The organism is Streptacidiphilus monticola, assembly GCF_042658505.1.
GTDB classification, from domain to species: Bacteria; Actinomycetota; Actinomycetes; order Streptomycetales; family Streptomycetaceae; genus Streptacidiphilus; species Streptacidiphilus monticola.
The window spans coordinates 19,022-38,000 of sequence record NZ_JBHSQJ010000146.1 but is presented as its reverse complement, the minus strand read 5'-3'; the positions used below and the strand labels follow the sequence as shown (position 1 = coordinate 38,000).

Below are 18,979 nucleotides of genomic sequence, written 5' to 3'. Positions count from 1 at the left end.
TCCGGGCCTGAGCGTACCGTCAGCCGGCGACCTCGGCGTAGGCGGCGGTGAGCAGGGTGGGGTCGGGCGCTTCGAGGACGGTGGGCTTGCCCAGGCCGTCCAGGACGATGAAGCGGAGCCGGTCGGCCCGGGACTTCTTGTCCACCTTCATCGTCTCCAGCAGCTTCTCCCAGTCGCCACCGCTGTAGGTCAGCGGCAGGCCCACCGAGGCGAGCACGCTGCGGTGGCGGTCGGCGGTGGCGTCGTCCAACCTCCCGGCGAGGCGGCCGAGTTCGGCGGCGAAGACCATGCCGACGCTGACCGCGGCGCCGTGGCGCCACTTGTAGCGCTCGGCGCGCTCGATCGCGTGGCCCAGCGTGTGGCCGTAGTTGAGCACCTCGCGCAGCCCCGACTCGCGCAGGTCGCTGGAGACGACCTCCGCCTTGACCTTGATGGACCGCTCGATCAGCTCGGCGGTGTGCGGACCGGCGGGGGTCTTCGCTGCCTCCGGGTCGGACTCGATCAGGTCGAGGATCACCGGGTCGGCGATGAAGCCGGTCTTGATGACCTCGGCCAGGCCGGAGATGTAGTCGTTGCGCGGCAGCGACTCCAGCGTCCCCAGGTCGGCCAGCACGCCCGCGGGGGGGTGGAAGGCGCCGACGAGGTTCTTGCCCTCGGCGATGTTGATGCCGGTCTTGCCGCCGACGGCGGCGTCCACCATGCCGAGCAGCGTGGTCGGCACCGCCACCCAGCGCACCCCGCGCAGCCAGGTAGCGGCGACGAACCCGGCGAGGTCCGTGGTCGATCCGCCGCCGACGCCGACGACGACGTCGGTGCGGGTGAAGCCGGTCTGCGCCAGCACCGACCAGCAGTAGGCCGCGACCTGGGCGCTCTTGGCCTCCTCGGCGTTGGGCACCTGGATCGCGATGGCCTCGTAGCCCTGCTCGGCCAGGTCGGCGCGGATCGCCTCGCCGGTCTCGGTCAGCGCCTCCGGGTGGATCACCGCCACCCGCTGCGCCGCGGTGCCGATCAGCCCCGGCAGCTCACCGAGCAGCCCGGTGCCGATCAGCACGTCGTAGGACTGGTCGCCGCTCACGCGGATCCTGCTGATCTCCGTGCTCATCGCTTCTCCAGCTCCAGCGCCGCCAGGACCGCGTCCGCGACCTGGTCCGGCGAAAGTCCGTCGGTGTCCACGACCACCCGGGCCACCTGCGTGTACAGCGGGCGGCGCGCCTCCATCAGCTCGCGCCACCGCTGCCGCGGGTTGCCCAGCAGCAGCGGGCGCGGCGCGTCCAGGCCCACCCGGTGGACGGCGTCGTGCAGCCCGACCTCCAGGAACACCACGGGGTGCTCGGCCAGCAGCGCCCGGGTGCCCTCGCGCAGCACGGACCCGCCGCCGAGGGCGAGCACGCCCCGGTGCTCGGCCAGCGCCGTGCGGACCGCCTCCGCCTCGATCTCGCGGAACCGCTCCTCGCCGTCGTCGACGAAGATGTCCGCGATCTCCTTGCCCTGCCCGGCGACGATGTCCGCGTCCGTGTCCCGGTACCCGCAGTCCAGCCGCTCGGCCAGCAGCCGCCCGACCGTGGACTTGCCCGCACCCGGCGGGCCCACCAGCACGACCAGCGGGCCGGTCTGAGTGTCCGTCACTTCACCACCAGGTGGTCCAGGTAGCCCTGCACGTTGCGGCGGGTCTCCGAGACGTGGTCGCCGCCGAACTTCTCCGCCACCGCGTCCGCGAGGACCAGCGCCACCATCGCCTCGGCGACGATCCCGGCCGCCGGGACCGCGCACACGTCCGAGCGCTGGTGGTGGGCCTTGGCGACCTCCCCGGTGCGGGTGTCGATCGTCGCCAGCGCGCGCGGAACGGTCGCGATCGGCTTCATCGCGGCACGGACCCGCAGCAGCTCGCCGGTGGACAGACCGCCCTCGGTGCCGCCGGAGCGACCGGAGGTGCGGCGCACGCCGTCGGGGCCGGGGACGATCTCGTCGTGGGCCTGCGAACCGGGCACCCGGGCCAGCTCGAAGCCGTCGCCCAGCTCGACGCCCTTGATCGCCTGAATGCCCATCAGGGCGGCGGCCAGCCGGGCGTCCAGGCGCCGGTCCCAGTGCACGTGCGAGCCCAGCCCCGGCGGCAGGCCGTAGGCCAGCACCTCGACGACGCCGCCGAGGGTGTCGCCGTCCTTGTGCGCCTGGTCGATCTCGGCGACCATCCGCTTGGACGCGTCGGCGTCCAGGCAGCGCACCGGGTCCTCGTCCAGCCGCGCCTCGTCGGCGGGCACCGGGTAGTGCCCGGCGGGGGCCTTGGCAGCGCCCAACTCCACGACGTGCGAGACGAGTTCGATGCCGCAGGTCTCCTTGAGGTAGGAGCGGGCGACGGTGCCGATGGCGACGCGTGCGGCGGTCTCGCGGGCGGAGGCGCGCTCCAGGATGGGCCGGGCCTCGTCGAGCGAGTACTTCTGCATGCCGGCCAGGTCGGCGTGCCCGGGACGCGGCCGGGTCAGCGGCTCGTTGCGGGCCAGCCCGGCCAGGATCTCGGCGTCCACCGGGTCGGCGGACATGACCTGCTCCCACTTGGGCCACTCGGTGTTGCCCACCATGATCGCCACCGGCGAGCCCAGGGTCAGCCCGTGCCGGACACCGCCGAGGAAGGTGACGACGTCCTGCTCGAACTTCATCCGCGCACCACGCCCGTAGCCGAGCCGACGCCGGGCCAGCGCGTCCGCCACCATCTCCGTGGTGACCGGGACACCGGCGGGCAGGCCCTCCAGCGTCGCGACGAGAGCAGGGCCGTGCGACTCCCCAGCGGTGAGCCAGCGCAAGGTACCCAACGGAAGACTCCTTATGTCCCTGTGGTGCGTCGCCTCGATCCTCCCACGACGCACCACGGGACACGGAATTCGTCCAGGCTGCGGACGTTTCAGCGCGCCGCGAGCGCCCTTTCGCCCGCATCGCGCATCGCGGCCAGCGGGGCCGGCCGGACGCCGGTGAACTGCTCGAACTGGAGGACCGCCTGATGCACCAGCAGGTCCAGCCCGCCCAGGACGGCCCCGCCCCGCTCCGCCCAGGCGGCGGCGAGGGCGGTCGGCCAGGGGTGGTACAGCACGTCGAACAGGGTGCCCGGCCGGGACGGGAGCCGGGACGCCAGCTCGTCGGCGGCGCCCGCGGGGGTGGTGTTGACGACGAGCGGCAGCTCGAAGGCCTCCGCGGCGCGCGCCCAGTCCACCGGGCGGATGTCGACACCCAGCCGCTCGCCGATCCCACGCACCTCGGCCGCTCGCTCGGCGCTGCGGACGTAGGCCCGGACCTCGCCGCGGCAGACCCGGGAGAGCGCGGCCAGCGTGGACGCCGCCGTCGCGCCGCCGCCGAGCACGGCGGCCCCCTCCACGGAGGTCGCCCCACGCTCGGCGAGGGCGTTGACCAGCCCGGGCACGTCGGTGTTGTCCCCGGTGCGGCGCCCGTCCTTGTGCAGCACGACGGTGTTCACGGCGTCCACGGACAGCGCGGTGGGGCTGACCTCGTCGAGCAGCGGGATGACCGCCCGCTTGAGCGGCATGGTCAGCGACAGCCCGCGCCAGCCCTCGTGCGGGTCGCCAAGTCCCTTGAGAAATCCGGGCAGTGACTCCTCGTCCACCTCGAACCGGTCGTAGCGCCAGTCCCCCTCCAGGCCCACCGCCTCGTACCCGGCGGTGTGCAGCACCGGCGAGAGCGAGTGCGCGATCGGGGAGCCGAGGACGGCGGCACGCTTCATCACTGGCACTGTCCGGAGGTCTGGTTGACGGTCTGGCCGTGGGCCTTGCAGTAGTCGTTGACGTCCTTGAGGAAGTCCTGCCAGGTCACGTCGAAGCGCGTGTCCGTCGGGCTGACGGCGACGAAGTAGACCCAGTCGCCGGCCGTCGGGTTGAGCACGGCCTTGATGGCGTCCTCGCCCGGGTTGGAGATCGGCGCCGGGGGCAGGCCCTTGACCAGGTAGGTGTTGAAGCCGCCAGCCCGGTCGGTCTCCTTCTGGGCGTTGGTGAAGGTCTTCGAGTTGAGCGCGTACTGCAGTGTGGTGTCGAGCTGGAGCTTGCCCTGGGTGGCGGTCCCGTTGATGCGGTTGTAGAGCACCCGGGCGATCTTCCCGAAGTCGGCGGAGTTGTTGCCCTCGGCCTGCAGAATGCTGGCCTCGATCAGGACCTGGTACCCCGTCTGGAGCTTGATGCCCTGGGCGCCCGCGTCGAGACCGAGGGCCGAATACTCCGCGTTCGCCTTGGCGACCATCTGCTTGAGCAGGTCGACCGGGGCCATGCCCTTGGCGATGGAGTACTTGGCCGGCCAGAGGAAGCCCTCGGGGTTGTCGTGCGCGAAGGCGGGCAGCCCCAGCTTGGCCGCATTGGCCTTGGCAGCCTTGGCGGTTGTGCCCGCGGCCACGCCGAGCTTCTTGTCGATCGTCGCGTAGATGACGCTGGCGCGCAGGCCCTCGGGGATGATGACGGCCTCGCCGCCGGCCGCGTCGATGAGCTCCTGCAGCGCCGCGGCGGCGGACATCTGCAGCTTCATCGTGTAGTAGCCGGACTGGATGGTCTGCGCCTTGGCCAGGTCCTTGTTGTACGCGTCCACGAAGGCCTGCGCGCTCTTGACGACGCCGGCCGCCTTCAGCGCGTTGGCCATGGTCCAGCCTGTCGCACCGTCAGGAATGGTCACCTGGACGCTCCCGGTGCCCTGGCCGGAGTAGTCGGGAGCCGGGCCGTACTTGGCCTCGTAGAGGCGGTATCCGCCGTAGCCGATGCCGCCCATGATGGCGACCAGCAGCACCGACATGCCCAGGCAGGCCACGCCGCTGCGCTTGCGCTGCTTGCGGTCGCCGTCGATGGACTTCTTGCGGCCCTTACGGCTGTCGTCCTCGGGGGCGAGGAAGGGCGTGTAGCCGTCCTCGTCCTCGTCGTAGACGTCCTCCGAGGGGGGGTCCGGCAGCGGCTCCGGCTCGTCGTAGCCAGGACCCACTGGGTCGTGGCCGGCCTCCAGCTTGGCGGCCTCGGCCTCCCAGTCGATGCCGTCCGCGCCCACCGCGGGCTGCGGCTGCATCGACCGCTGCGGCTGGGCGGACGGCGGCTGCTGGGGGTACCCGGGCTGCTGCCCCTGGCCCTGCCCCTGCTGCGGATAGCCGGGCTGCTGCTGGGGGTACCCCTGCTGCGGGTATCCCGGGTACTGCGGCTGCTGGGGCTGCGGCTGCTGCTGCGGGTAGGCGGGGTACTGACCGGTGCCGTACGGGTCCTGCTGGTAGCCGGGGTACTGCGGCTGCTGGGGCTGCTGCGGGTACCCGGGCTGCTGGGGCTGCTGGGGGTACCCGGGCTGCTGGGCCTGCGGGACCTGCTGCGCCTGCTGCTGCGGGTACGCCGGATACTGCCCCGTGCCGTAGGGGTCCCCCTGGCCCCAGTGTTCGGAGCCGTAGCCCCGGCCCTGGTCGGTCATGTTTCCCCTCGGTCCCGGCGACGGATTTCGATCCGGAACGTTACCTCAAGCCCTTGCCGGGCTGGTATGACGACCACACGAGTCGCACAGAGCAACCCTGACGGCCCCTCACCCGCAGCTACTCCGCGGTCGGTTCGACCACTTCGCCGGGGATCCGGCCACTGGTCTTCTCCGTCTCGAGCGCACTCTGCAGGATGACCACCGCCGCGGCCTGGTCGATGACCGAGCGGCCCTTCTTCGACTTCACGCCCGACGCGCGCAGCCCCGCGCTCGCCGTGACCGTGGTCATCCGCTCGTCCACCAGGCGCACCGGGACCGGGGCGACCCGGGCCGCCAGCCTGCCCGCGTACGCGCGCACCTTGGCCGCGGCCGGGCCCTCGCGTCCGCTCAGGGAGCGCGGGAGCCCGACCACCACCTCGATCGGCTCGTACTCGGCGACGATCGCCGCCAGCCGGCCCACGGAGCGGGCCCCGGCGGGGACCGTCTCCACGGGCGTGGCCAGCAGCCCGTCGGGGTCGCAGGACGCGACCCCGATCCGGGCGTCTCCGACGTCGACGGCGATCCGTCGTCCTCGACGCATCTGACGCGGCCTCAGGCCTTCTCGGCGACCAGGGCGCGGACCGCGGCGACGGCCTCGCCGATCGCGGCCGGGTTCTGGCCACCGCCCTGGGCGACGTCGTCCTTGCCGCCACCGCCGCCGCCGAGCGTCTTGGCCGCGGTGCGGACCAGCTCGCCGGCCTTGATGCCGCGCTCGCGGGCGGCCTCGTTGGTGGCGATGACCGTCAGCGGGCGGTCGTTGGCGACGGTGAACAGCGCGACCACGGACGGCCGTCCGCCGCCGATGCGGTTGCGCACGTCCAGCACCAGCTTGCGCAGGTCGTCCGCGCCGGTGCCCTCGGCCACCGCGGCGGCGACCAGGGCCACGCCGCGCACGTCCTCGGCGTTGCCGGCGAGACCGGCCGCGGCCTGGAGCACCTTCTCCGCGCGGAACTTCTCGATCTCCTTCTCGGCGTCCTTGAGCTTGCCGAGCATGGCCGCGATCTTCTCGGGCAGCTCCTCCGGACGGCCCTTGACCAGGTCGGTCAGCTGGGAGACCACGGTGTGCTCACGGGCCAGGAAGTTGTAGGCGTCCACGCCGACCAGCGCCTCGACGCGGCGCACGCCGGAGCCGATCGAGGACTCGCCGAGCAGCTTGACCAGGCCCAGCTGGGCGGTGTTGGCGACGTGCGTACCGCCGCACAGCTCCTTGGAGAAGTCGCCGATGGTGACGACGCGGACCTTCTCGCCGTACTTCTCGCCGAACTCGGCGATGGCGCCCGCGGCCTTGGCCTCGTCGATGCCCATGATCTCCGCGGTGACGTCGAGTTCGCGGGCCAGCACCTCGTTGATCTTCTGCTCGACGTCGGTCAGCACGGTGCCGGGGACGGCGGTCGGCGAGCCGAAGTCGAAGCGGAAGCGGCCCGGGGAGTTCTCCGAACCGGCCTGGGCGGCGGTCGGGCCGAGCGCGTCGCGCAGCGCCTGGTGGGTCAGGTGGGTGGCGCTGTGCGCGCGGGCGATGGCCCGGCGGCGGCGCACGTCGATGGCGGCGAAGGCCTGCTGACCGATCGTCACCTCGCCCACCAGCACCTGGCCCTTGTGCGCGTAGACGCCCGGGACCGGCTGCTGCACGTCGCGGACCTCGACGATGGCGCCGTTGTCCAGCTTCACCCGGCCCTGGTCGGCCAACTGGCCGCCGCCTTCCGCGTAGAAGGGGGTGCGGTCCAGGACCAGCTCGACCTCGTCGCCCTCGGAGGCGGCCGGGGCGGGCACGCCGTCCACGAGCAGGCCGACGACGGTGGCCTCGTTCTCGGTGAGGGTGTAGCCGGTGAAGGTGGTGGAGCCGGCGGTGTCGGCGACCTCGCGGTAGGCGGTGACGTCGGCGTGGCCGGTCTTCTTGGCGCGCGCGTCCGCCTTGGCGCGGTCGCGCTGCTCCTTCATCAGCCGGCGGAACCCCTCCTCGTCCACGGAGAGGCCCTGTTCGGCGGCCATCTCCAGGGTGAGGTCGATCGGGAAGCCGTAGGTGTCGTGCAGCTGGAAGGCCTTGTCGCCGCCGAGCACGGTGCCGCCGGAGCTCTTGGTCTCGGTGACCGCCGTGTCCAGGATGTTGGTGCCCGCGCGCAGCGTCTTGAGGAACGCGGCCTCCTCGGCCAGCGCGACCGTCTCGATGCGCTTGCGGTCGGTGATCAGCTCCGGGTACTGCTGCCCCATCGTGTTGATGGTGACGTCCAGGAGCTGCTCGGCGACCTCACCGGTCGCGCCGAGCAGGCGCATGTTGCGGATGGCGCGGCGCAGGATGCGGCGCAGCACGTAGCCGCGGCCCTCGTTGCCCGGGGTGACCCCGTCCGCGATCAGCATGGTGGCGGTGCGGATGTGGTCGGCGACCACGCGCAGCGAGACGTCCGAGTCGTGGGCGGCGCCGTAGTGCACGCCGGTCAGCTCGGTGGCCTTGTCGATGACGACGCGCAGGGTGTCCGTCTCGTACATGTTCTGGACGCCCTGGAGGATCATCGCCAGGCGCTCCAGGCCGAGGCCGGTGTCGATGTTCTTGGCCGGGAGGTCGCCCAGGATCGGGAAGTCCTCCTTGCCCTCGCCCGCGCCGCGCTCGTACTGCATGAAGACCAGGTTCCAGATCTCCACGTAGCGCTCGTCGTTGACGGCCGGGCCGCCCTCGACGCCGAACTCGGGGCCGCGGTCGTAGTTGATCTCGGAGCAGGGTCCGCAGGGGCCGGGGACGCCCATGGACCAGAAGTTCTCCTTCTTGCCCAGGCGCTGGATCCGCTCGGCGGGGACGCCGACGACGTCCCGCCAGATCTGCTCGGCCTCGTCGTCGTCGAGGTAGACGGTGATCCAGAGCTTCTCCGGCTCCAGGCCGTAACCGCCGTCGGCGACCGGGGTGGTCAGCAGCTCCCAGGCGAGCTTGATGGCCCCTTCCTTGAAGTAGTCGCCGAAGGAGAAGTTGCCGCACATCTGGAAGAAGGTGCCATGCCGGGTGGTCTTGCCGACCTCCTCGATGTCCGGCGTGCGGACGCACTTCTGCACCGAAGTGGCGCGCGGGAAGGGGGGCTTGGTCTCGCCGAGGAAGTAGGGCTTGAACGGCACCATGCCCGCGTTGACCAGCAGCAGCGTCGGGTCGTCTGCGATCAGCGACGCCGAGGGGACGACGGCGTGCCCGCGCTCCTCGAAGAAGCGCAGCCAGCGGCGGCGGATCTCAGCCGACTCCATGGGGGTCCTCGTTTCGATCGTTCGTGTCGTGGTTCGTGAGGTGGGTGTTGCTGCTGGGGAGCTGCGGACGCAGCGCCGTAGCTCGGAGCACGTGCGCCTGCGGCGGCACCGGCGCGGTCAACACGCTGCCATCCAGGCCGAGTTGGCGGTTGAGCTCGAGTTCGCGCTGGAGCATCCCGGCGCGCACCTCGGCCAGGAACCCGCGGGCGGCGACGCCGGCCTCGGCGGCGCCGAGGGTCGCGGTCTCGGCCAGGCTGCCGGGAGTGAGGCCGCGCACCAGGCGGTTGGCCTTGTTCATGCCCCAGACCGCGGCGCCGGCGCCGACGGCCATCCAGAACATCCGACGCATCGTCAGCCCCTCCCCTTGCCCAGCCCCACCAGGCGCAGCAGCGCGTTGCGCCTGACGGTCTGCCGCTGCACCTCGGCGGTGACCATGCGCTGGATCAGCTCGCGGTCCGTCTGCTGGTAGGCGGCCTGCGGCCGGCCCGCGGCACGCTGCTTGGCGACCGCGCTGCGCACGCCGTAGCTGAACGCGGAGAGCTTGACCAGCGGCCCGCCCAGCGTGGCCGCCATGGTGGACGACAGCGCCTGCGCGTTGGCGGCGGCGTCCTGGACGTCGGCGGTGATGGCGTCGACGCGCACGAGTTGGTCGTTGGCGGCGCGCAGGGTGACCGCGGCGTCGTCCAGCAGCGGGAGGGTGCGCTCGGTCACCTGCTCCACCAGCACGGTGGCACTGCGCAGAGCCCGGGCGAGGCGCACCAGCACCACGGCGAGCAGGGCGACGAGCACGGCCCAGAACACCGCGACCACCAGGCCCGCGACCTCTCCTGCGGACACCCGCCCCACTCCCTCATGCCGTTGCCTACCTGGGCGAAACCCTATCGCGCCGGGGCCCCTGCCCAGGAACGCTTTCCCCGGGGGTGTCACGTGCCGCCCCCTCAGGGGGCGCGAGGATCCCCCACCGCGACCGGCCCACCACCCACGGGGGTTCGACCCGCACACGGAGCCGGGCCTCCCCGAGTGGTGGGCTGCTCGGGGTGCGCGCACCTCCCGCCCTGGGGGCACCCCCGACCGACGGCCGAAGGCTGGGGGAGGGTGGGGAATCTCCGCACCCTGAGCGGGGCGGTCCCGGGGGTAACGTAACCACCGGTTCGCGCGTTGGGCACGGTAAGCCACCGCCGTGCCGCCCGGAGGGATCGAGGACGCATGCCCAGGAGGGGAAACCTTCCCGCCGAAGCCACCAGCTTCATCGGCCGCGACGCCGAACTCCGCCTCGCCGCCCGCCTCCTGACGGAGGCTCGGCTGATCACCGTGGTCGGGCCGGGCGGGGTGGGCAAGAGCCGCCTCGTCCTGCGGGCCGGCGCCGAGGCCCGCTTCCCCGACGGTGTCTGGCTCGCCCAGCTCGCGCCGGTCACGGAGGCGTCACTCCTCGGCCACGTCCTCGTGGAAGCCCTCGGCCTGGTCGACGGGACCGCCCGCGAGCCCCTGGCCGTGCTCACCGACGCGCTGCGGGACCAGGAGCTGCTGCTCGTCCTCGACGGCTGCGAGCACCTCCTCCCCGAGGCCGCCGCGCTCGTCGCGGCCCTGCTCGCCGCCGCACCGGGGCTTCGCGTCCTGGCCACCAGCAGGCAACCGCTCGGCGCCCCGGGCGAGCACCTGCTGCCGCTGTCCCCGCTGCCTAGCGACGGGCCGGACACCGAGGCGGTCCGGCTCTTCCTGCAGCGTGCCGCCGCCGTCGTGCCCGACTTCGCGCTCACCGAGCAGAACCGGGCCCAGATCGTCTCCCTGTGCCACCGCCTCGACGGCATCCCGCTGGCCATCGAGCTCGCGGCCGGACGGCTGCGCGCGCTGAGCCTGCAGCAGATCCTCGACCGTCTGGACGACCGCTTCCGCCTGCTCGCCGCGCCCTCCCGGCTGGCGCTCCCCCGCCACCAGACCCTGCGCATGGCCGTGGGCTGGAGCCACGAACTGTGCACCCCCCAGGAGCGGTTGCTGTGGGCCCGGCTCTCCGCCTTCGCCGGTCCGTTCGACCTGGAGGCGGTCGAGTACGTCTGCGCCGGCGGCACGCTCCCGGCCGTCGAGATCCTCGACGTGCTCAGCGAGCTTGTCGACAAGTCGATCGTGATTCACGAGGACGACCCCGACTACGGTCCGCACTACCGCATGCTGGACACCCTGCGCGAGTACGGCGCCGAGTGGCTGCGCTCCTCCGGCGAGCAGCACCGGCTGCAGCGCCGGCACCGTGACTGGTATCTGGGGCTGGCCAGTTGGGGCGAGCTGGAATGGTTCAGCCCGCGCCAGGAGGAGACCCGGCGACGGGCCGAGCGCGCGCACGCCAACCTCCGCGCCGCGCTGGAGTTCTCGCTCACCGAGCCCGGGGAGGAGGAGAGCGGGCTGCTGCTCGCGGCGACGCTCTGGTACTTCTGGGTCGGCTGCGGCCACCTCGGCGAGGGCCGCCACTGGCTGGACCGGGCGCTCCAGCTCGCCCCCGGCGCCACCGCCGCCCACACCAAGGCGCTCGGCGTGACCGGATACGTCGCCACCCTCCAGGGCGATCTGGCCCACGCAGCCGTGCGGTTGGAGGAGTGCCGCGAGCTGGCCCTGGCCAACGGCGACGACCGCGCCCTGGCGTATGCCGTGCACCGGCAGGGCTGCGCCGCGCTGATCGGCGACGACCTGCCCCGCGCGGCGACCCTCTTCGAGGAGGCCGTCTGGCTCTACGAGCAGGTGGGCGAGCTGAACAGCAATGTGCTGATGGCCATGTTCGAGCTGGGGCTGACGCGGATCCTGCTCGGCGACCTGGAACCGGCCGGGGCGCTGATGGACAAGGTCCGGCACACCTGCGAGGACTTCGGCGAGCAGTGGGCCTACGCCTACGGCCTCTACGCGCTGTCGATGCTCAGCCGCCACCGCGGCGAGCTGGGGACGGCCCGCCGGCTGATCCGCGAGTGCGTCCGGATCAACCTCCGCTTCCGCGACCTGGTGGGCCTGGCGCTGGGGCTGGAGATGGCGGCGCTGCTGGCCACCGAACCGTCCCCGGACGGCCGCGCGGCCGACCTGCGCGAGGCCTCGCGGCTCAACGGGGCCGCCCACGGCGTCTGGCAGCATGTCGGGCCGGCGCTGTTCGGCTCCCGGACCTTCCGGTCCGCCCACGCGGAGTCGCGGCTGCGGGTCAGCGCGGAGCTGCCGGAGGCCGTCGCCGCCGAAGCCTTCGAGGAGGGACGGCAGTTGACGCTCGACCAGGCCGCCGCCCTGGTGCTGGCCTGGGACGAGTCCGGTCTCGCACCCGGCCCCGGAAACGGCGGTGCCCCCGCCGCCCGGAGGGCGACAGGGGCACCGCGTGAACCGCTCGCGGGTCAGCGCGAGTAGTACTCGACGACCAGCTGCTCGTCGCAGATGACCGGGACCTCGCGCCGCTGGGGCAGCCGGTCCAGACGGAAGGCCAGGGCCTTCAGGTTGACCTCGAGGTACTTCGGGGTCTGACCCTCACCCGCGTTGCCACCCTCACGGGCGACGACGAACGGGGTCTTCTCCTTGGACCGCTCGCGCACCGTGACGACGAAGCCGGGCTTCATCTGGAACGACGGACGGTTGACCTTCTGGCCGTTGACCTCGATGTGGCCGTGGACGACCATCTGGCGGGCCTGGTAGATGGTCCGGGCGATGCCCGAACGCAGCACCAGGGCGTCGAGGCGGGTCTCCAGCAGGGCGATGAGCGCCTCACCGGTCTTGCCCTCGACCTTGCGGGCACGGTCGAACGCGCGGGAGAGCTGCGTCTCGCTCAGGTCGTACTGGGCGCGGAGACGCTGCTTCTCGAGCAGACGGACCTTGTAGTCCGAGTTCTGCTTGCGGCCACGGCCGTGCTGCCCCGGCGGGTACGGGCGGGCCTCGAAGTACTTGACGGACTTCGGGGTCAGCGGAATGCCCAGTGCACGGGCAATCTTGACCTTGGGGCGCTTCTGGTTCGCCATGAACCAAACCTCTCTTGATCGTTACAGGCTCACCGCTGTTGAAGGAGGTCGCCTCTCGCGGTCCGGGAGACCCGCGCGCCCGAGGGCGCGTGAGCTGCCGTTCCCGATGGCCGGGCACACTGTGCAAGCACACGTGAGGCCCACGTCCGGTGAGGGAGGTGGGCTGCACGCGACACCCCAGGGGGTGCGCGACGCTCCTGGAACCCCGGCGGACCGGAGCTCCCTGTATGACGGCCCGCCGGTGACGTCCGGGCCGGAGCCTGGACACGGGTCGTCTCGCTCCGGCGATTCTACACGTCAGTCGCCCTGCAGTTTTCCGCGCACCCACTCGACGACGTCCGCGTAGCGGGCCTCGGCCCCGTGACGGGTGGGTTCGTAGTAGTGGCGGCCGTGGATCGCGTCCGGGGCGTACTGCTGGGCCGCGATGCCCTCGGGCAGGTCGTGCGGGTAGACGTAGCCCTGGGCGTGGCCGAGCTTCTTGGCTCCCGCGTAGTGGCCGTCCCGCAGGTGCGGCGGAACCGGCCCGGCCAGGCCCTTGCGGACGTCGGCGAGGGCCGCGCCGATGGCGGTGGTCGCGGAGTTGGACTTGGGCGCCAGGGCGAGCGCGATGGTGGCGTGGGAGAGGGTGAGCGCCGCCTCGGGGAAGCCGATCATGGCCACGGCCTGCGCGGCGGCGACGGCGATGGGGAGCGCGTTGGGGTCGGCGAGGCCGATGTCCTCACTGGCCGAGATCATCAGGCGGCGGGCGATGAACCGGGGGTCCTCCCCCGCCTCGATCATGCGGGCGAGATAGTGCAACGCGGCGTCCACGTCGCTGCCGCGGATCGACTTGATCAGCGCGCTGGCCACGTCGTAGTGCTGGTCGCCGTCCCGGTCGTAGCGGACGGCCGCCTTGTCCACAGCCTGCTCGGTGATCTCGACGCTGATCTCGCCCTCGCCGAGCTCCAGCGCCGTGCCGGCGGCGGCCTCCAGTGCCGTCAGCGCCTTGCGGGCGTCCCCGCCCGCGATCCGGACCAGGTGCTCCTCGGCGTCCTGATGCAGCGTCAGCGCGCCCGCGAGGCCGCGCTCGTCCGCGACGGCACGGTGCAGCAGCTCGCGGATGTCGTCGTCGGTGAGCGACTCCAGCGTCAGCAGCAGCGAGCGGGAGAGCAGCGGGGAGATGACGGAGAAGTAGGGGTTCTCGGTGGTGGCCGCGATCAGCGTCACCCAGCGGTTCTCGACGGCGGGCAGCAGGGAGTCCTGCTGGGCCTTGGAGAAGCGGTGGATCTCGTCGAGGAAGAGGACCGTCTCACGGCCGGTCATCCCCATCTCCCGGCGGGCGGACTCGATGACCGCCCGCACCTCCTTGACCCCGGCGGTGATCGCCGACAGCTCGACGAAGCGCCGGTCGGTGGCGGCGCTGATGACGTACGCCAGCGTGGTCTTGCCGGTGCCCGGCGGCCCCCAGAGGATCACCGACGACGTCGCCGCCGGCCCGCCCACGTCCGCGACCAGCCGCCGCAGCGGCGAGCCCTGCCGCAGCAGCTTCTTCTGCCCCGCCACCTCGTCCAGCGTGCGCGGCCGCATCCGCACCGCGAGGGGACTCCGCCCGGGCTCCCTGGCCTGACGGTCCTCTGCGGCTGCGGTGAAGAGATCGGCGTCCACGCTCCCGACCTTAATTCACCCCGCTGACAGTCCGGGCGGCCCTGTCAGTGGCAGGTGGGAGGGTGACGGCCAGGCCTGGTCCAGCTGCGGGCTGTCCGCCCCGGCGACGGGCGCGCCGGTGCCGGCAGTGCACCGGCAGCGCGGCTGCGAGCCACGGGCTCACGCTCCCGCGCGGCGGCTGCGACGGTGAACCGTCTCGGGCGCTGACGGTGGCTGCGCTGGACTGGCGCCAGCGGCTCACGTGATCATGGCTTGATCCGAGGAGGGGCAAGGGGGTTGAGGGGGCGTCATGCGGCGGCAGGCGGGTGTGCAGGAGGTCGCGGCCGGGGGCGGCAGGGTGCGGCCCGCGCCGCCGTCGCGGCGGGCGGGTGCCCTCGCGGTGCTGCTGGCCTTGGGCACGGTCTCCCTCGCCGGATGGCTGGCCGCGCTCTTCCCCGGCGACAACCTGCGCTACGACGCAGGCTGGGCCGGCAAGCCGGGCCGCTTCACCGCCGCGCACTGCGCGGAGCAGGGCGCGGGCAAGAGCAGCCACCGGCTCTGCAGCGGCGTCTTCGACTCCGCGGACGGCACGGTGACGGGGCGTCAGGTGACGCTGGACGACGCCCGGGTGGACGTGGGGCGGCCGGTCACCCTGCGGCTGCGCCCGGACGGCGGGTATGCCGTGCCCGGCTGGGACAACGTCCTGTTCGACCTGGGCGGCTGCTTCGCACTGCTGGGCGGCGCCGGGGCGGTGGTCGCGTTCGTCGGCATCGCGCCGCGGGGCGTGGTGGTCCGCAGGGAGGTGCCCCTCTCCGCGAACGGTCGGCCGTGGGCCCCGCTGATACGCATGGGCGGCACGCTGGCGACGTGCTGCGGCGGCGCGGCCATGGTGATCTACCCGGTGGGCTTCCTGGTGATGCTGGTGCGCGGGTTCAGCTGAGTCGTCAGCGGCGCCGGTAGACCAGTTCCGGGCGGCCGACCTGGCCGTACTGGGGCTCGCGGCTGGCGCGGCCGGTCTCGACCAGGTGCTCCAGGTACCGCCGGGCGGTGATCCGGGAGACACCCGCGGCCTCGCCGACCGCCGCGGCGGAGAGGCCGCCGTCCGCGCGGTCGAGCACGGCGGCCACGGCGTCGAGCGTCGCCGAGGTCAGTCCCTTCGGCAGCCGCCCCCGGTCCGCCGTGCGCAGCGCGGCCAGCGCGGCGTCCACCGCGTCCTGCCCGAGGGCGTCCGACTCCGCCGCGTCCAGTGCCGCGCGGTACTGGGCGTAGCGCTCGAGCCGGTCCCGCAGGGCCGCCGCGGCGAAGGGCTTGAGGAGGTACTGCACGACGCCGATGGAGACCGCCTGACGGACCGTCGCCAGGTCCCGCGCTGAGGTGACGGCGATGACGTCCGTCGCGTGTCCGGCCGCGCGCAGGCGGCGGACCAGGTCGAGGCCGTGACCGTCGGGCAGGTACAGGTCGAGCAGGATGAGCGGCACCGGCCGGCGGTCCAGGAAGCGCAGCGCCTCGCCCACGCCGTGGACGACGCCGGCCGCGCGGAAGCCGGGGCAGGCGTCCACGTAGAGCGCGTGGGCGTCCGCCGCCACCGGGTCGTCCTCGACGACGAGCACCTCGATCATGCCGGTATCCGTACCGTCAGGACGGCGCCCGGTCCAGACCCCACCGTGACGGTGCCGCCGTTGCGGCGGGCGGTCTGGGCGACGAGGGCGAGTCCGAGGCCGTGTCCGGCCTGCTGCTTGGTGGTCCAGCCGCGGCTGAAGACGCGCTCCACGGCGTCCGCGGGGATGCCCGGCCCCGAGTCCGCGACGCGCAGCAGCAGGTCGTCGCCGTCCCGTCGGGCGGTGACGACGACCTCGGGGGCCCGTTCCGCGCAGCCGGCGATCGCGGCGTCCATGGCGTTGTCGATCAGGTTGCCCAGCAGGGTGACCAGGTCACGCGGGCTCAACTGCCGTGGCAGCGCGGCGTCGTCGAGGCGCGAGTCTTCCGTCAGCGTCAGTTCGACCCCGCGCTCCGCCGCCTGTGCCGCCTTGCCGAGCAGCAGCGCGGCGAGCACCGGCTCCTGCACGGCTCCGACCACGCGGTCGGTGAGCTGCTGCGCCAGCTCCAGCTCCGCCGTGGCGAAGTCGACGGCCTGCCGGTGGCGGCCCAGCTCGATCAGCGAGACGACGGCGTGCAGCCGGTTGGCGGCCTCGTGGGCCTGCGCGCTCAGCGCCTCCGCGAATCCCCGGACCGAGTCCAACTCCCCCGCCAGCGACTGGAGTTCGGTGTGATCGCGGAGCGTCAGCACGATGCCCAGGCCGTCCCCGGAGCCGATCGTCGAGCTGTTGACGACCACCACCCGCGCGGGCGTCAGGTGCAGCGAGTCGCGCAGCGGCTCCGCTCCCCCGAACGCGGCGGGCAGGCCCAGCCCGGCGAGCGAGCGGCCCTCCACCTGCCCGTCCAGGCCCAGGAGTTCACGTGCGGCGTCGTTGCACAGGACGACCGTGCCGTCCCGGTCCAGCAGGACCAGGCCCTCGCGGACGGAGTGCAGGGTCGCCTGGTGGTAGTCGTACAGGTGGGCCAGCTCGGTGGCGTTCATGCCGTGGGTGTGCCGCCGCAGCCGCCGGTTGGCCAGCCAGGTCCCGGCACCGCCGAGCGCGAGGGCGACCAGGGTGACGCCGGTGACGGCGATCACCGGACCGGTCAGGCCGCTGTCGATGTTCTCGACGGTGATCCCGACCGCCACCAGCGCGACCACCCGGCCGCGGTCGAAGACCGGGACGACGGCCCGCCGGGAGTCCCCGAGCGTGCCCCGGTAGGTCTCGACGAACGCGTGCCCGGCCTGGGCGGGGGCGATGTGCCCGAGGAAGGGCCTGCCGATCTGCTTCGGGTCGGGGTGGGTCCAACGGATGCCGTGCGTGTCCATGATGGTGACGAAGTCGACCCCGGTGTCCCGCACGACCTGCGTGGCGTAGGGCTGCAGCACCGCGCTCGGATCCGCCGTCGCCGCGGCCTGACGGACCGTCGGAGCGGCGGCGATCGCCTGCGCGGTGGCCATGGACTTGTCCGCCGCCGCGTCCTGCGCGCGGCTCGCCGTCCACAGGTAGACCAGCACCGCGCCCGCCGTCACGACCAGCGCCACGATCAGCACCTGCACGGCGAACAGCTGCCCGGCGAGGCTGCGGGGCAGCCGCCGACGCAGCGTCAGGCGGGTGGACTGAGGGCGCATGCAGGGAATTGTCCCTCGCCCCGCGAACACTATGAACACAAACGTGACCTGCGCCACTGCCGAGCCCATGCTCGGATCGGCCCGCCACCTCGGGCCGTGGACCGAACGGCAAGGGAGCCGCGCATGACCTCCAGAGGAACCGTCGCCCGGAACCGGACGCACTACCTCTATCTCGCCGTCCTGGCAGCCGTGTTGGCCGGTATCGTGGTCGGCCTGGCCGCGCCCGGGTTCGCGGTGGACCTGAAGCCGATCGGGACCGGCTTCGTGAACCTGATCAAGATGATGATCAGTCCCGTGATCTTCACCACCATCGTGCTGGGCATCGGCTCGGTGACGAAGGCGGCCAAGGTCGGCCGGGTGGGCGGACTGGCCCTCGGCTACTTCGTCGTCATGTCGACCGTGGCGCTGGGCATCGGACTGGTCGTCGGCAACCTGCTCACGCCGGGCGCGGGCCTGCACCTGACCGACGCGCTGGCCAAGGCCGGCCACGCCCAGGCGGCGACGGGCGCGGCGGAGAACACCACGGACTTCCTGCTCGGCATCATCCCCACCAGCCTGCTCTCCGCGCTGACGGAGGGTCAGGTGCTGCAGACGCTGCTGGTGGCGCTGCTCGTGGGCTTCGCACTGCAGGCGATGGGCGAGACGGGCGCCCCGGTGCTGCGCGGCATCGAGCACATCCAGCGCCTGGTGTTCCGGGTCATGTCGATGATCATGTGGGCGGCCCCGGTGGGCGCGTTCGGCGCGATGGCCGCGGTGGTGGGAGCGACCGGCACGGCGGCGCTCAAGAGTCTCGCGGTCATCATGGTGGGCTTCTACCTGACCTGCGCGATCTTCGTCTTCGTGGTGCTCGGGCTGGTGCTGCGGCTGGCGGCGGGCATCAACATCTTCGCGCTGCTGAAGTACCTCGGACGGGAGTTCCTGCTGATCCTGTCGACGTCGAGCTCGGAGAGCGCGCTGCCGCGGCTGATCGCGAAGATGGAGCACCTGGGCGTGTCCCGGCCGGTCGCCGGCGTCACCGTCCCGGCGGGCTACAGCTTCAACCTGGACGGCACGGCCATCTACCTGACCATGGCGTCGATCTTCATCGCTGAGGCGATGGACAAGCCGCTCTCGATCGGCCAGCAGGTGTCGCTGCTGCTGTTCATGGTCATCGCCAGCAAGGGCGCAGCGGGCGTCACCGGCGCGGGACTTGCCACGCTGGCCGGTGGACTCCAGTCCCACCGCCCGGAGTTGGTGGACGGCGTCGGCCTCATCGTCGGCATCGACCGCTTCATGAGCGAGGCGCGGGCGCTGACCAACTTCGCGGGGAACGCGGTGGCGACGGTGCTGATCGGGCACTGGACGAAGGAACTCGACCGTCCGCGGCTGACCGCGGTGCTGGCGGGCCGACTCCCCTTCGACGAGACCAGTCTGCTGCCGGCGGAGGACACTGCCGTCATCCCCGCCCAACCGGAACCTGTCGCAACTTCCTGAGGCCGCACGTCCGGGC

General features: G+C 72.6%; 16 protein-coding genes. 3 read left to right on the top strand and 13 right to left on the bottom strand.

The window, feature by feature from the left end; genetic code table 11:
- Positions 1 to 19 precede the first annotated feature (19 nt).
- From aroB to ACFP3V_RS28260, 9 genes are all read right to left on the bottom strand, one after another.
- A complete protein-coding gene (aroB, locus tag ACFP3V_RS28300) occupies positions 20 to 1,102 on the bottom strand; it encodes a 3-dehydroquinate synthase (RefSeq protein WP_380589439.1) in 1,083 nt (360 codons plus the stop codon).
- Positions 1,099 to 1,626: a shikimate kinase gene (locus ACFP3V_RS28295; protein WP_380589436.1), complete on the bottom strand. Its 528-nt coding sequence runs from the start codon at positions 1,624 to 1,626 to the stop codon at positions 1,099 to 1,101. The genes aroB and ACFP3V_RS28295 overlap by 4 nt, the downstream gene beginning before the upstream one ends.
- The gene (gene aroC, locus ACFP3V_RS28290; RefSeq protein ID WP_380589433.1) at positions 1,623 to 2,807 is read right to left on the bottom strand and encodes a chorismate synthase; all 1,185 of its coding nucleotides are present in this window, start codon (positions 2,805 to 2,807) and stop codon (positions 1,623 to 1,625) included. Before aroC ends, ACFP3V_RS28295 begins: the two co-directional genes overlap by 4 nt.
- An 89-nt stretch (positions 2,808 to 2,896) precedes the next feature.
- Entirely contained in the window at positions 2,897 to 3,727 is an 831-nt protein-coding gene (locus tag ACFP3V_RS28285; protein WP_380589430.1) for a shikimate dehydrogenase, read from the bottom strand.
- Complete coding sequence (gene mltG, locus ACFP3V_RS28280; protein WP_380589427.1) at positions 3,727 to 5,427, bottom strand: endolytic transglycosylase MltG; 1,701 nt, start codon at positions 5,425 to 5,427, stop codon at positions 3,727 to 3,729. The genes ACFP3V_RS28285 and mltG overlap by 1 nt, the downstream gene beginning before the upstream one ends.
- A gap of 118 nt (positions 5,428 to 5,545) precedes the next feature.
- Entirely contained in the window at positions 5,546 to 6,007 is a 462-nt protein-coding gene (gene ruvX, locus ACFP3V_RS28275; protein ID WP_380589424.1) for a Holliday junction resolvase RuvX, read from the bottom strand.
- An 11-nt stretch (positions 6,008 to 6,018) separates the two neighbouring features.
- Positions 6,019 to 8,688, bottom strand: a complete 2,670-nt coding sequence (alaS, locus tag ACFP3V_RS28270) for an alanine--tRNA ligase (protein WP_380589421.1) — start codon at positions 8,686 to 8,688, stop codon at positions 6,019 to 6,021.
- Entirely contained in the window at positions 8,675 to 9,028 is a 354-nt protein-coding gene (locus tag ACFP3V_RS28265; protein WP_380589418.1) for a hypothetical protein, read from the bottom strand. The genes alaS and ACFP3V_RS28265 overlap by 14 nt, the downstream gene beginning before the upstream one ends.
- Positions 9,029 to 9,039: 11 nt before the next feature.
- Positions 9,040 to 9,525: a DUF948 domain-containing protein gene (locus ACFP3V_RS28260; protein ID WP_380589415.1), complete on the bottom strand. Its 486-nt coding sequence runs from the start codon at positions 9,523 to 9,525 to the stop codon at positions 9,040 to 9,042.
- Positions 9,526 to 9,894: 369 nt separating this feature from the next.
- Here ACFP3V_RS28260 and ACFP3V_RS28255 point away from each other — a divergent pair, with 369 nt between their 5' ends.
- On the top strand, positions 9,895 to 12,057 hold the full coding sequence (locus tag ACFP3V_RS28255; RefSeq protein ID WP_380589412.1) for an ATP-binding protein: 2,163 nt from the start codon (positions 9,895 to 9,897) through the stop codon (positions 12,055 to 12,057).
- On the opposite strand, the gene rpsD is transcribed toward ACFP3V_RS28255, so the two are convergent.
- Together rpsD and ACFP3V_RS28245 are read right to left on the bottom strand one after the other, a co-directional pair.
- Positions 12,045 to 12,659 carry a 30S ribosomal protein S4 gene (gene rpsD / locus ACFP3V_RS28250; protein ID WP_380589409.1) on the bottom strand — a complete coding sequence of 205 codons (615 nt, stop codon included), beginning with the start codon at positions 12,657 to 12,659 and terminating at the stop codon, positions 12,045 to 12,047. The two genes, ACFP3V_RS28255 and rpsD, sit on opposite strands and share 13 nt — an antisense overlap.
- Before the next feature lie 297 nt (positions 12,660 to 12,956).
- Positions 12,957 to 14,303: a replication-associated recombination protein A gene (locus tag ACFP3V_RS28245; protein WP_380589406.1), complete on the bottom strand. Its 1,347-nt coding sequence runs from the start codon at positions 14,301 to 14,303 to the stop codon at positions 12,957 to 12,959.
- Positions 14,304 to 14,592: 289 nt separating this feature from the next.
- Here ACFP3V_RS28245 and ACFP3V_RS28240 point away from each other — a divergent pair, with 289 nt between their 5' ends.
- The gene (locus ACFP3V_RS28240) at positions 14,593 to 15,222 is read left to right on the top strand and encodes a hypothetical protein (RefSeq protein ID WP_380589403.1); all 630 of its coding nucleotides are present in this window, start codon (positions 14,593 to 14,595) and stop codon (positions 15,220 to 15,222) included.
- Between the two features lie 4 nt (positions 15,223 to 15,226).
- Here ACFP3V_RS28240 and ACFP3V_RS28235 read toward each other — a convergent pair whose 3' ends face one another.
- Together ACFP3V_RS28235 and ACFP3V_RS28230 are read right to left on the bottom strand one after the other, a co-directional pair.
- The gene (locus ACFP3V_RS28235) at positions 15,227 to 15,901 is read right to left on the bottom strand and encodes a response regulator (protein WP_380589400.1); all 675 of its coding nucleotides are present in this window, start codon (positions 15,899 to 15,901) and stop codon (positions 15,227 to 15,229) included.
- The gene (locus ACFP3V_RS28230) at positions 15,898 to 17,490 is read right to left on the bottom strand and encodes a sensor histidine kinase (RefSeq protein WP_380589397.1); all 1,593 of its coding nucleotides are present in this window, start codon (positions 17,488 to 17,490) and stop codon (positions 15,898 to 15,900) included. The genes ACFP3V_RS28235 and ACFP3V_RS28230 overlap by 4 nt, the downstream gene beginning before the upstream one ends.
- A gap of 123 nt (positions 17,491 to 17,613) precedes the next feature.
- Between ACFP3V_RS28230 and ACFP3V_RS28225 the strand changes: the two genes are divergently transcribed.
- Positions 17,614 to 18,963 carry a cation:dicarboxylate symporter family transporter gene (locus ACFP3V_RS28225; protein WP_380589394.1) on the top strand — a complete coding sequence of 450 codons (1,350 nt, stop codon included), beginning with the start codon at positions 17,614 to 17,616 and terminating at the stop codon, positions 18,961 to 18,963.
- Positions 18,964 to 18,979: the final 16 nt, after the last annotated feature.

What these genes read in the sequence shown, in the direction of transcription:
- aroB (WP_380589439.1), bottom strand. Translation starts at nt 1,102, where the DNA reads ATGAGCACGGAGATCAGCAGGATCCGCGTGAGCGGCGACCAGTCCTAC.
- ACFP3V_RS28285 (WP_380589430.1), bottom strand. Translation starts at nt 3,727, where the DNA reads ATGAAGCGTGCCGCCGTCCTCGGCTCCCCGATCGCGCACTCGCTCTCG.
- mltG (WP_380589427.1), bottom strand. Translation starts at nt 5,427, where the DNA reads ATGACCGACCAGGGCCGGGGCTACGGCTCCGAACACTGGGGCCAGGGG.
- ruvX (WP_380589424.1), bottom strand. Translation starts at nt 6,007, where the DNA reads ATGCGTCGAGGACGACGGATCGCCGTCGACGTCGGAGACGCCCGGATC.
- alaS (WP_380589421.1), bottom strand. Translation starts at nt 8,688, where the DNA reads ATGGAGTCGGCTGAGATCCGCCGCCGCTGGCTGCGCTTCTTCGAGGAG.
- ACFP3V_RS28265 (WP_380589418.1), bottom strand. Translation starts at nt 9,028, where the DNA reads ATGTTCTGGATGGCCGTCGGCGCCGGCGCCGCGGTCTGGGGCATGAAC.
- ACFP3V_RS28255 (WP_380589412.1), top strand. Translation starts at nt 9,895, where the DNA reads ATGCCCAGGAGGGGAAACCTTCCCGCCGAAGCCACCAGCTTCATCGGC.
- rpsD (WP_380589409.1), bottom strand. Translation starts at nt 12,659, where the DNA reads ATGGCGAACCAGAAGCGCCCCAAGGTCAAGATTGCCCGTGCACTGGGC.
- ACFP3V_RS28240 (WP_380589403.1), top strand. Translation starts at nt 14,593, where the DNA reads ATGCGGCGGCAGGCGGGTGTGCAGGAGGTCGCGGCCGGGGGCGGCAGG.
- ACFP3V_RS28235 (WP_380589400.1), bottom strand. Translation starts at nt 15,901, where the DNA reads ATGATCGAGGTGCTCGTCGTCGAGGACGACCCGGTGGCGGCGGACGCC.
- ACFP3V_RS28230 (WP_380589397.1), bottom strand. Translation starts at nt 17,490, where the DNA reads ATGCGCCCTCAGTCCACCCGCCTGACGCTGCGTCGGCGGCTGCCCCGC.
- ACFP3V_RS28225 (WP_380589394.1), top strand. Translation starts at nt 17,614, where the DNA reads ATGACCTCCAGAGGAACCGTCGCCCGGAACCGGACGCACTACCTCTAT.